Genomic DNA, 11,762 nt, shown 5'->3' on the forward strand with positions numbered 1-11,762 from the left:
GGAGTTGGGTGCCGAGGTCTACGGCCCCGACTCCAGCACCGCACGCTCCTACACCGACGCCTACCGCGAGCAGTACGGCTACGAGGAGGTCTGATGAGCGACGGATTCGCGGTCAACGCCGGCGACCTGCGGGCGCACGCCGCCCATGTGCGGAGCCTCAACAGCCAGGTGGACAAGGCCAAGGCCGCCTCCCACGAGGCCAACTTCAGCTCGACCATGTTCGGGACCATCGGCTCCAAGCTGGTGTGGCCGCTCATGGCGCCGCTCGACGCGGCCGGCCAGGAGTCGATGACCACGCTCGGTGAGATCTTCACCTCCACCGCCGACGCGGTGGAGAACGTCGCCGACGAGTTCGAGGTCGTCGACGGCGCGGTCATGACCGCCTGGAACAAGATGAAGGACCTGCTGCCGTGAACGATCTCGTCGTCACCTCCCCGGGCACCGACCACGGGGTCATCGCCAACCACGGCTCGATCACCGAGCTCAACAACGGCGTCGCGGTCCTCGACGGCGCCATCGACGGTGCCTCCGCGCTGGCCCAGGGCGACTTCATCGAGGCGAGCGTGCAGGGCGTCAGCGCGGCGCTCGACGTGGTGGGCATGATCGTCAACCCCGTCGCCGGGGTCTCCTCCATGGTGGCCAACTTCATGATGGAGCACTGCGGAGCCCTCCAGGAGTGGCTCGACGAGATGCTCGGCGACCCCGCGGTGATCACCGCCGGCGCGCAGTCGTGGACCAACATCGGCAACCACCTCCAGGGCCTCTCGCCGGACTACACAGCCCTGGTGGACCACGACCTCGGCGAGTTCTCCGGCCTTGCCATCAACGCCTACCGGGGTGTCTCGTCGGTCTCGGCCGAGGTCGTGACGGCCCTCGGCAGCATCTCCCACGGCGTCTCCGCCGGGGTGGAGGTCGCCGGCGGGCTGCTGGCCGGCGTCCGGGACTTCGTGCAGGCGCTGGTCTCCGACCTGGTCGGGGCGGCGGTCGACGCGCTGGCCAAGGTCGCGCTGACCGCCGGGATCGCCGCACCGTGGGCCGGCACCGGCCTGGTCATGAAGGCGCGCGAGATCATCGAGAGGTGCCGCACCTTCATGAAGGGGCTGTCCGCGTCCCTCGACAGGTTCGCCGAGCTCGTGGGTGAGATCAGCCCGGCCATGAGGTCCGCGACCAAGGCCGTGTCCACCTACCTCGTCGACGGGGCGACGGCCGGGGTCGACGCCGGCCTGACCGTGGCCTTCTCCATGGGCAAGGGCCTCACCCAGGGAGACCACGACCTCTAGGTTGTTGAATGGGACGGTGATCAAGCCGGGGCACGACCAGGGTGGGTACGCCGTGCGGTGCGAGTGGGGCCCGGCCGGTGCGGCCGCGGTCCCCGCCGACATCGCGGTCGTCGTCGACGTGCTCTCCTTCACCACCACGGTGACGATCGCGGTCGGGCGGGGGATCGCCGTCCTGCCCTACCGCTGGCGTGACGAGAGCGCGCAGGCGTACGCCGCCTCGCGGGGTGCGCTGCTGGCGGTGGGTCGCCTCGAGGCACGCGAGCAGGCCGGTCAGGTGAGCCTGTCGCCCGCCGCCATGGCCGCGGTCTCCGGGGTCGAGCGGATCGTGCTGCCCTCCCCGAACGGCTCGACCATCACCCAGTCCCTGGCCGGGACCGGCGCCCGGGTCGTGGCCGGGTCGCTGCGCAACGCCGCGGCGGTCGCCGACCACCTCGCACCGCTGGTGCACGGCGGTGCGACGTGCGTCGTCGTACCGGCGGGGGAGCGGTGGCCGGACGGCAGCCTCCGTCCGTGCGCCGAGGACCTGTGGGGCGCGGGCGCGATCCTGTCCGCGCTGGTCGATCGGGGGGTCGGCGGCCTGAGCCCGGAGGCCCGGCTGGCCACCCACGCGTGGGCCGGCGTCCGGCTGCCCGCGGACCTCCACGACTGCGCCGGAGGACGGGAGCTGGCGGCCGCGGGCTTCACCGACGACGTCGCCGTGGCGGCGGAGGCGGACGCCGGCGACGTCGTACCGGTGCTGGACGGCGAGGCCTTCGTCGACGCCGGCTGAGCGTTGTCGGGGTGCCCTGTTAGACATGGGCCATGACCACCACCACCGACGTCCGTGCCGAGGCCGAGCGCCACCTCCAGGCCCTGGTGGGACGCGACGACGCGGTCCTGCGCGAGGACCAGTGGTCCGCGATCGAGGCGCTCGCCGTCGACCGGCGCCGCGCGCTCGTCGTCCAGCGCACCGGGTGGGGCAAGTCGGCGGTCTACTTCGTCGCGACCCTCCTGCTGCGCTCGCGGGGGGCCGGCCCGACCGTGATCGTCTCGCCGCTGCTCGCGCTGATGCGCAACCAGATCGAGGCCGCCGAGCGGGCCGGGATCCGCGCGGTCACCATCAACTCCACCAACATCGAGCAGTGGCAGCCGATCAACGACGCGATCAACGCCGGCGAGRTCGACGTGCTGCTCGTCAGTCCCGAGCGGCTCAACAACCCGGGCTTCCGCGACCAGGTGCTGCCGCGGCTGGCCGCCACGTCGGGCCTGCTCGTGGTCGACGAGGCGCACTGCATCTCCGACTGGGGCCACGACTTCCGTCCCGACTACCGCCGCATCCGGACCCTCCTCGGCGACCTGCCCGAGGGCATCCCCGTGCTGGCCACGACGGCCACGGCCAACGCCCGGGTGACCGCCGACGTCGCCGAGCAGCTCGGCGGCGGGCTCGACCCCACCGCCGACGAGCGCTCGGGCGTGCTCGTGCTCCGCGGCTCCCTCGACCGCGAGTCGCTGCGACTGGGGGTCCTGCGCCTGCGCACCGCCGAGCAGCGGCTGGCCTGGCTGGCCGACCACCTGTCCGAGCAGCCCGGCTCCGGCATCGTCTACTGCCTCACCGTCGCCGCCACCCAGGAGGTCGCCGCCTACCTGCGCGAGCGCGGGCACGAGGTGGCCGCCTACTCCGGCCAGACCGACCCGACGGAGCGGCAGGCGCTGGAGGCCGACCTGGTGGCGGGCCGGGTCAAGGCGTTGATCGCCACCTCGGCGCTGGGCATGGGCTTCGACGCCTCGCTCGGCTTCGTGATCAACCTCGGTGCACCCCAGTCCCCGGTCGCCTACTACCAGCAGGTCGGCCGCGCCGGTCGCGGCACGTCGGAGGCCAGCGTCGTGCTGCTGCCGCAGCTCGAGGACCGTGACATCTGGGCCTACTTCGCCGGCCTGTCCTTCCCGCCCGAGCAGCTGGTCCGGCAGACGATCGACGTGCTCGCCGGCTCCGACAAGCCGCTGTCGACCGCCACCCTGGAGTCGTACGTCGAGCTCGGTCGCAACCGGCTCGAGGCGATGCTCAAGGTGCTCGACGTCGACGGCGCCGTCCGCCGCGTCCAGGGCGGGTGGGAGGCCACCGGCCGGGAGTGGGCCTACGACGCCGAGCGCTACGACCGGGTCCGCGAGGCGCGCGAGCGGGAGCAGGCCGCGATGCTCGCCTACCTCGACAGCGACGAGTGCCGGATGCGCTACCTGCGCGAGCAGCTCGACGACCCGGACGCCGCCGACTGCGGCCGCTGCGACAACTGCGGCGGCCTCTCGCTGGTCACCGCCGTCTCCGAGGAGGCGGTCGCCTCGGCCAGCGCCCGGCTCTCGCGCCCCGGGGTGGCGATCGAGCCCCGCAAGATGTGGCCCACCGCGCTGGCCAACCTGGGCCTGAGCCTCAAGGGCAAGATCGGGTCCGGTCCCGCGGAGGGGCGGGCGATCGCGCGGCTCACCGACCTCGGCCACGGTCAGGCGCTGCGGGAGCTCTTCGCCGTCGGTGTCCCCGACGGGCCGGTCCCGCCGTCCCTGGCCCAGGGCCTGATGACGGTCATGAAGGACTGGTCGGGCGCGTGGGCCGAGCGACCCGTCGCGCTCGTGCACGTCGAGTCCGCCACCCGCCCCCAGCTGGTCGCCGACCTCGCGGCCGGGCTGTCGCGGGTGATGCAGCTGCCCCTCGTCGGCACCTGGGCGATCGCCGACCCGTCGGTGGCCCCGGGCCGGGGGGCCACCAACTCCGCCCAGCGGGTCGCGGCGGTCACGCGACGCTACGAGCTGCGCGCCGAGGTGCCCGCGGGCCCGGTGCTCCTGGTCGACGACCTCGTCGTCACCGGCTGGACGATGACCGTGGCCGCGGTCGCGCTGCGCGAGGCCGGCGCCACCGCGGTGCTGCCCGTGGCGCTCGGCACCCAGGCCTGAGGCGCTCGGACCCATCGCCACCCGGAGGTGGCCCGGACGCTCCCGCGCCCGGGCCACGGTCCCCGCGCTCCCCGGCGAGCGGTGAGCAAGCCACATTCCTGGTCGAACAGATGTGGCTGGGCCACCGCTCACCCGCGTGTCGCGCGGGGCGCGCCGGCGGGGCGGTGAGTTGGCCACGTTTCTGGTCGAGCAAGTGTGGCTGGGCCACCGCTCACCGCCCACCGCTCACCGCTCACTGCCCACCGCTACCGCCGGAGCGAGACGAGCGCGAGGCTCAGGCGGACTCGCGGGACAGGTGCGGGTAGTAGTCCCGCGACGTCCCGTCACGGTCGACGAGCGTCGAGAGCCGCAGCCCCGCGGACTCGACCGTGCGCGAGCTGAGCCAGGCGAGGGCCACGCTCGGGACCGCCACCACCACGGCCGTGGCCAGGAAGACCGCGCCGGGCTGGGCCTCGGGCACCAGCCCCCAGGAGGAGACCAGCCGCAGCACCGGCTCGTGGACCAGGTAGATCCCGTAGCCGAGCCCACCCAGCCAGGCCAGCGTCGGCTCGGTGAGCACCGCCGGGTAGGGACCGCGGTGCAGGACGATGGCGGCGAGCGCGACGCCCAGCGCGGCGGCGTACAGGGTCGGCCACCAGTGCACCTGACCCGTCTCGGGGCGGGTGACCACCAGCGCGAGCAGGGCACCCATGCCGAGGCCGGCGACGAGCCGACGCGGCACGGTGGGGAGCTGCACGCCCCGCGCGCTCGCCACGGCGAGGAACATGCCGACGGCGAAGCTGCCGGCCCGCGACATCGGCGAGAACCACACCGACCAGTTGGTCGGGTCCTGCTGGGTCAAGTTGATGGTGACGAGGTTGTAGACCAGCCCGATCGCCAGCAGCAGGGTCGGGAGCGACAGCAGGATCGCGGTGCGGGCCCGCGGGCCCTCCCAGCGCCGCGTCGCCCGGCGGATCACCGGGAAGCTCAGCGCCACCAGCAGGTAGAAGTGGAACTCCACCGCCAGGCTCCAGGCCGGGCCGGCGGTCCAGAAGATGTAGGTGTCGCTGTAGATGTGCGTGAACGTCAGGTGCAGCAGCAGGTCCTGCCAGTGCCCCGGGAGGTCCGGGTTGGTCATCGCCCACACCACGAGGACGACGGTCCAGTACAGCGGCAGCAGCCGTGCCGTCCGGCGCAGCAGCATCGCGCGACCCGACCGGGTCTCCTCGCCGGCGTACAGGGCCCGGGCCACCGGCAGCCACAGGACCAGGCCCGAGAGCACGAAGAACATCTCCACGAACAGCTCGGTGCCGATCATCAGCTGGTGGGCCAGACCGTCCCAGGGCCAGGCGGCGTCGGGGCCGCTGCGGGAGTGCTGGTAGGCGTGGAAGGTCACCACGCTGAGCGCCGCGATGGCGCGCAGGGTGTTGAGCGGGAAGACCCGCCGGTCGTCGGTGCCGTCCGCGGGTGCGGCGGTCGGGGTTCGGGTTGCCTGCAGGGTGCTCATGCGGCCACCTCCTCGTCGTACGTCGTCAGGGTGCGGTCGGTGCCTGTCTCGGGGCCGGAGCTCGAGCCGCTGCTCGCGGCGGTGCGGGGAGTCACCACCCACTGGTGCTCGCCCCGCAGCTGCTTGAGGTGCGCGACCCGGTTCACCAGGTTCTTGGCCTCGGTGTAGACCAGCAGGTTGAGGAGGCTCGCGGACACGAACCACCAGGGGTTGCGGCGGATGCTCGGCGCGCCCAGCCGGTACGCCGCCATCGTCTGCAGCGGGCCGGAGACGGTGACGAACAAGGTGATGAGCACGAAGAGTGGGGACGTCATCTGCAGCCCGCCGTCGCGCCAGGCGAGGAAACCGAGCAGCGGCCAGGCGAACATCGAGATCCACGGGTAGACCTCGCGCCAGCCGAGCAGGTAGGTCAGGCCCGCCTTCTGCCTCAGCGACAGGTGCGGGCGTCGCAGCAGCGGCCACAGGTGCCGGACCGACACCTGGAACCAGCCCTGCGCCCAGCGCAGCCGCTGCTTCCACAGCGAGCGGATGTTCTCCGGGGCCAGCTCGTAGCTCACGAGGCCGGGGTCGCTCACCAGRCTGCCACCCGCGCCGAGGGTGCGCATCGAGGCCTCGATGTCCTCGGTGAGGTAGGAGCCGCGGAGCCGGATGCGCTCCAGGGCGGTGGCGCGCCAGTAGCCGTTGGAGCCGCCGAAGATCCCGAAGCCGTGCAGGGCCGCGCGACCCGGGTGCGAGACGGCGTAGATCTGCTCGAACTCCACCGCGACCAGCCGGGCCAGGGCCGAGTCTCCGCCGTTGCGGATCACGCAGTGGCCCTGGACGACGTCGTGGCCCGCGGCGATCCAGCGCCAGGCGCGGTCGAAGGAGCCGTCCGCCGGGTGGTGGTCGGCGTCGAAGATGCCGACGAACTCACCGTGCGCGATGCGCATGGCCGCGTTGACGTTCTGCGCCTTGGAGGTGCTCTCGGAGACCTTGAGGACCGTCAGCCGTTCGTGCTGGGCGTCCAGCTCGGCAAGACGGGCCTCCACCGGCAGGCCCACCGGGGAGTTGTAGGCCAGGATCACCTGGAGGTCACCGCTGTAGTCGTGGGCGACGAAGTGCTCGATCGTCTCCGCGATGGTGTCCGCCTCGTTGGGCAGGTACGCCGCGATGATGGCCGTGGCCCGCGGGGCCGGCTCGTCCGGTACGTCGGGCACCCGCGGCGGGGTGAACGCGTGCGAGATCTCGGCCCAGATCGACAGCGCGGTGATCGTCAGGGCGCCGACGAGGGTCCAGTAGAGCGGCCCCGAGACGTCGATGCCGAGGTGGAACAGGCCCACCATCGCCAGGAAGGGCAGCAGCACGCTGCCGGCGGTCGCCGCGACGATCTGGCGGCTCGCGGTCCAGCCGGAGATCCGCGGGTTGCGGGCCCGGACGTGCACGCCGTCCTGGCGGGGCTGGAGGTCGCGCTGCCGCAGCGACTCGGCGGCCGCCTTGCCCGCGGCCCGGCTGGCTGCGTCGGGGTCCTGCTGTCGGGTGATGGGCGCCCAGCCCACACCGAGGTCGACCACCACGTCCGTGTCGTGGAGGCGGTCGAGGACCTCGAGGGCGAAGTACGCCATCTCCTGCAACCGCACGGGGCGGGCGGCCCGGTCCTCGCGCCGCAGCTGGAGCAGCAGGCGGCCGTTCGGGGTGGCCGAGATGAGCTCGCCCGGCTGGAGCCGGGCGGTGAGCAGCTCGGCGGCACGCTCCACCACGCCGGCCGGGGCGCGGGTGTGGTCGTTGGGGTCGTCGCTGTCGGTCGCCCACACGGGGTCGATGACCGCGACGATGCGGCGACGGGCGACCCGGGTGAAGGTCGTGACGGGGGCGGTGATGTCGACGGTGTCGACGACGGCCCCGGTGGTGATCGGTCGGTCGAAGGGCGTGGCAGCTCGTGGCTGGACTGTCATGGGAGGGTCTCTCTCCGGTCGGCGTGCAGGTCGACCCGGGGGACCGGCGGTGACCGGTGGGCCCGGGAGGTGCGCGTCTGCGTGAGCCGCGGCGAAGCGTTCGACGCTCCACGACCGACCCTCGTCGAGGCAAACCCTGACCCCCCGGATCGACGGTGAGGATGCTCACCCGAGACACGAGTCACCCCGGGACGACGCCGCCGCGACCGGCGCGGGGCGGTTCCACGGTGAGTCAGCGAGTCAGCCGGTGAGTCAGCCACCGGGTGGGGTGAGTGACGGCCCGGGGTGGGCGGTGGGTCAGCCACATTCTCCGGTCGCGGAAGTGTGGCTGCGGCACCGCTCGCGCGGGTGTCGCCCGGGACTCGCCGGGGTGGGGGTGAGGTGGCCACATTCTCGGTCGCGGGAATGTGGCTGACTCACCGCCCGAGGGGGCCCTGACCCGCGGAATGTGGTTGGTTCACCGCCTCCGGCGCGCCCCCGGGAATGCCGACGGCCCGTCCCCACGAGGAGGACGGGCCGTCGGCGAGCGGCGGTGCCGGGTCAGTGACCCATCATCGTCGCGGGATCGGCCGGGGCGACCTTGGTGCGGGGCAGGAACGCCGCCGGGATCAGGCAGCAGGCGACGAGGATCGTGGCGACCGTGAACACGGTCGCGAAGGAGTCGGCCATGTGGTCGAGCGCGCCGGCCGGGGTGGTGGCGGTGCTCTTCTTGAGCTCGTTGGTGAGGATCACGGAGAACAGCGCCGTGCCCATCGAGGCCGCGACCTGCTGGGTGATGTTGAGCAGCGTGGACCCGCGGGCGACGTTGTGCGCGGTGAGCGTCGCCAGGGCGGCGGTCATGATCGGCATCATCGTGCCGCCCATGCCGAGGCCCATCACGAAGAGCGCGCCGAGGATGTAGGAGTAGGAGGTGTCCACCTCGATCTGGGTGAACATCGCCATCCCGACGGTGATCACCGTGATGCCGACGAGCACGATCTTGCCGGGGCCGATGCGGTCGGCCAGGATCCCGGCGATCGGCATCGTGATCATCGCGCCGATGCCCTGCGGGGCGAGCAGCAGGCCGGCCCCGAGGGCGTCCTCGCCGCGGACGGTGATGAAGTACAGCGGGAACAGCAGCGAGGCGCCGAAGAAGGCGATCGCGAAGAGCATCATCGCCAGCACCGCGACGGTCATGTTGCGGTTCTTGAACAGGCGCAGCTCGATCAGCGGGTGCAGGTTGCGCCGGTTGAGGGCCCACGGCACGAACGCGATGATCAGCAGCGCGCCGAGGACCATCGGGACCAGGACCTCCGGGGTCATGGCGGTGCCGTGCTCGGGGATCGAGCTGACGCCGTAGAGGAAGGCGGCGAGGCCCGGGGAGAGCAGCACCATGCCCAGCCAGTCGAAGGTCTCCGACGGCTCGACCTCGTCCTTGGGCAGCACGATCCAGGCGTAGACGATGGCGGCGGCGCCGATCGGCAGGTTGATCAGGAAGATCCAGTGCCACGAGGCGCTGTCGATCAGGGCGCCACCGAGGATCGGGCCGAAGATCGGGCCGAGCAGCATCGGGATGCCGAGCACGGCCATCACGCGACCGACGCGCTCCGGGCCGGCGGCCCGGGTCAGGATCGTCATGCCCAGCGGCATCAGCATGCCGCCGCCGAGGCCCTGCAGGACGCGGAAGGCGACCAGCATCTCCAGGCTGGTGGCGGTGGCGCACAGCACGGAGCCGGCGGTGAAGAGCAGCACGGCCATCAGGTAGAGCCGCTTGGTGCCGAAGCGGTCGGCCGCCCAGCCGGTCAGCGGGATGACGCTGGCCAGGGCCAGGGTGTAGCCGGTCATCGTCCAGGCGACCTCGGCCGCGGTGGCGTCGAACTCGCGCTGGAACGTCTCGAGGGCCACCGAGACGACGGTGATGTCGAGGATGGACATGATGGCGCCGAGCACGACGACGCCGGCGACGCGGAGGACGCTCTTGTCGAGCTTGTCGGAGTCGCCGCCCGCCGCGATGTCGGCGGGGTGCTGCTGAAGGTCTGTGGTYACCGGGGAATGGTGTCAGTTGCCATCGACAACCACCCACTACTTTAGGACAGTTCTCGACGTGGCCTGGCTCACCCGGTTGGGCGGTCGAGCTCCTCGATGCGGGCCAGGCCGGGGCCGCGCCGGGCGCGGATCGTCCGGGCGCCGGACTCGACGTCGCGCATCACCCGCAGCACGTTGCGGCACGTCAGCCGGGCCAGGTCGTCGCCCGACCATCCGCGGTCGGCCAGCGCCGAGAGCAGGGCCGGGTAGCCGGTGACGTCCTCGAGGCCGGTCGGCAGCACCTCGACGCCGTCGTAGTCGCCGCCGAGCCCCACGTGGTCGATGCCGGCGACCTCGCGCACGTGCTCGCAGTGCGCGACCACGTCGGACAGGTCGGCGACCGGCTCCGGGTGGGCCGCGCGGTGAGCGGCGTACCACGGTGAGAAGCGGGCGTTGTCGGCCTCGGAGATCCCCTCCGCGGCCGCGGCCTCCACGGCGCTGCGGTGCCAGTCGGCGCACGCCTGGTTCACGAACTTGGGCACGAAGGTCACCATGCAGACCCCGCCCTGGTCCCGCAGCGACTCCAGCACGTCGTCCGGGGCGTTGCGCGGGCTGTCGGTCACCGCGCGCGCCGAGCTGTGGCTGAAGATCGCCGGTACCTCGGCCACCGCGAGGGCGTCGCGCATCGTGTCGGCGGAGACGTGGGAGAGGTCGACCATCATCCCGATGCGGTTCATCTCCCGCACGACCTCGCGGCCGAAGGCGGTCAGCCCGCCGGCGACGGGGCGGTCGGTGGCGGAGTCGGCCCACGGGGTGTTCGCGTTGTGGGTGAGCGTCAGGTACTGCACGCCGAGGGCGTGCAACCGGCGCAGCGTCCCGAGGGAGCAGTCGATGGAGTGCCCACCCTCGGCCCCCATCAGGGAGGCGATCCGCCCGGACGCCCAGGCGGCCTCGACGTCGTCGGCGGTGCGCGCCAGGACCAGCCGGTCGGCGTACCGCTCGGTGAGGGCGTGGGCGGCGTCGACCTGCTCGAGGGTGGCGCTGACCGCGTGGTCCCCGGTCAGCCGGGTGGGGACGTAGACGGACCAGAACTGCGCGCCCACCCCGCCGTCGCGCATCCGGGGCAGGTCCGTGTGGGTGGCGGTCCCGCGCAGGCCCACGTCGAGCCGGTCCCAGTCGTAGGCCGCCAGCTCCCGGGCGGTCCACAGCAGGTCGTTGTGGCCGTCGACGACGGGGTGGTCGGCGAGCAGCGCGGTGACGTCCACGTCAGCTGATCAGCGACTCGACGCGGTCGACGAGCTGCGGGTCCTGGGGCTCCACGACGGGGCCGAAGCGCGCGACCACGGTGCCGTCGGCGTCGATCAGGAACTTCTCGAAGTTCCACCGCACGTCGCCGGCCTCGCCCTTCTCGTCGGGCGTCTCGACCAGCTGCCGGTAGACGGCGTGGCGGTCCTCGCCGTTGACCTCGACCTTCTCGCTCATCGGGAACGTGACGCCGTACGTCGCCGAGCAGAACTCCGCGATCTCCGCCTCGCTGCCGGGCTCCTGCCCGCCGAACTGGTTGCAGGGCAGGCCGACGACGGTGAAGCCGCGGTGGCCGTACTTCTCCTGGAGCTCCTCGAGCCCCGTGTACTGCGGCGTCAGGCCGCACCTGCTGGCCACGTTGACCAGCAGGGCGGGCCGGCCGCCGGTGAGGTCGCGCAGCGTGCCGGGGGTGCCGTCGAGGCGGGCCAGGGAGGAATCGAGGATGCTCATGGGGTACGACGCTAGCGTGTGGCGGGTGAGCTTCGTCCCGGTCAGCGGTCCCGCCACGTTCAGGGCCGGTGAGCAGCCCCGCGACGGGACGGTCGAGTTCACCGGCGAGCGGCGCACGGTCAGCCTGCCCATCCGGGGCGCCCTCCCGGTGCTGACCCGGGCACACTCCCAGGGGGACGTGCACCCGAGCGTCACCCTGCTCAGCGGCGCCGTGCTGCTCGGCATGCGCCTGGTCGCGGCCGGCCGGTTCGGTCCGGACGACACCGGCACCCGCTGGCAGGTGGCCGGACTCGACGCCACCGACGAGGACCGCATCGCCCAGCTGGCGCAGGCCCGGGCACGCGAGGGCCTCGACGTCGACACCGCCGAGGGCATCGTCCGGGC

Annotated in this window: 9 protein-coding genes and 1 pseudogene; 5 read left to right on the forward strand and 5 right to left on the reverse strand. The window is 72.6% G+C overall.

The window, feature by feature from the left end; genetic code table 11:
• Window positions 1–93: 93 nt before the first annotated feature.
• The 4 genes from ACXJKL_RS04945 to ACXJKL_RS04960 are packed head-to-tail and all read left to right on the forward strand — an operon-like array spanning window position 94 to window position 4,202.
• Window positions 94–414: a hypothetical protein gene (locus ACXJKL_RS04945; RefSeq protein WP_457205945.1), complete on the forward strand. Its 321-nt coding sequence runs from the start codon at window positions 94–96 to the stop codon at window positions 412–414.
• The gene (locus ACXJKL_RS04950) at window positions 411–1,280 is read left to right on the forward strand and encodes a hypothetical protein (RefSeq protein ID WP_457205946.1); all 870 of its coding nucleotides are present in this window, start codon (window positions 411–413) and stop codon (window positions 1,278–1,280) included. The genes ACXJKL_RS04945 and ACXJKL_RS04950 overlap by 4 nt, the downstream gene beginning before the upstream one ends.
• Before the next feature lie 16 nt (window positions 1,281–1,296).
• The gene (locus tag ACXJKL_RS04955) at window positions 1,297–2,049 is read left to right on the forward strand and encodes a 2-phosphosulfolactate phosphatase (protein WP_457205947.1); all 753 of its coding nucleotides are present in this window, start codon (window positions 1,297–1,299) and stop codon (window positions 2,047–2,049) included.
• 32 nt (window positions 2,050–2,081) lie between these two features.
• Entirely contained in the window at window positions 2,082–4,202 is a 2,121-nt protein-coding gene (locus tag ACXJKL_RS04960) for a RecQ family ATP-dependent DNA helicase (protein WP_457205948.1), read from the forward strand.
• 274 nt (window positions 4,203–4,476) lie between these two features.
• Here ACXJKL_RS04960 and ACXJKL_RS04965 read toward each other — a convergent pair whose 3' ends face one another.
• From ACXJKL_RS04965 to ACXJKL_RS04985, 5 genes are all read right to left on the reverse strand, one after another.
• Window positions 4,477–5,688: an acyltransferase family protein gene (locus ACXJKL_RS04965; RefSeq protein WP_457205949.1), complete on the reverse strand. Its 1,212-nt coding sequence runs from the start codon at window positions 5,686–5,688 to the stop codon at window positions 4,477–4,479.
• The gene (locus ACXJKL_RS04970; protein WP_457205950.1) at window positions 5,685–7,619 is read right to left on the reverse strand and encodes a glycosyltransferase family 2 protein; all 1,935 of its coding nucleotides are present in this window, start codon (window positions 7,617–7,619) and stop codon (window positions 5,685–5,687) included. The genes ACXJKL_RS04965 and ACXJKL_RS04970 overlap by 4 nt, the downstream gene beginning before the upstream one ends.
• A gap of 540 nt (window positions 7,620–8,159) precedes the next feature.
• Window positions 8,160–9,611, reverse strand: coding sequence for a DHA2 family efflux MFS transporter permease subunit (locus ACXJKL_RS04975; RefSeq protein WP_457205953.1), 1,452 nt, complete (start codon window positions 9,609–9,611; stop codon window positions 8,160–8,162).
• A 101-nt stretch (window positions 9,612–9,712) separates the two neighbouring features.
• On the reverse strand, window positions 9,713–10,888 hold the full coding sequence (locus ACXJKL_RS04980) for a dipeptidase (RefSeq protein WP_457205951.1): 1,176 nt from the start codon (window positions 10,886–10,888) through the stop codon (window positions 9,713–9,715).
• A 1-nt stretch (window position 10,889) separates the two neighbouring features.
• Window positions 10,890–11,378 (reverse strand): glutathione peroxidase, encoded by a 489-nt coding sequence (locus ACXJKL_RS04985; RefSeq protein ID WP_457205952.1) that lies wholly within the window; start codon window positions 11,376–11,378, stop codon window positions 10,890–10,892.
• Between the two features lie 25 nt (window positions 11,379–11,403).
• On the opposite strand from ACXJKL_RS04985, the pseudogene ACXJKL_RS04990 reads away from it, so the two are divergent.
• Window positions 11,404–11,762 (forward strand): annotated as a pseudogene (locus ACXJKL_RS04990) (ATP-dependent helicase); the annotation flags it as partial.

It is taken from the genome of Nocardioides sp. P5_C9_2, assembly GCF_054049555.1.

Coding starts and splice junctions, on each gene's coding strand:
- ACXJKL_RS04945 (WP_457205945.1), top strand. CDS start 94: ATGAGCGACGGATTCGCGGTCAACGCCGGCGACCTGCGGGCGCACGCC.
- ACXJKL_RS04965 (WP_457205949.1), bottom strand. CDS start 5,688: ATGAGCACCCTGCAGGCAACCCGAACCCCGACCGCCGCACCCGCGGAC.
- ACXJKL_RS04985 (WP_457205952.1), bottom strand. CDS start 11,378: ATGAGCATCCTCGATTCCTCCCTGGCCCGCCTCGACGGCACCCCCGGC.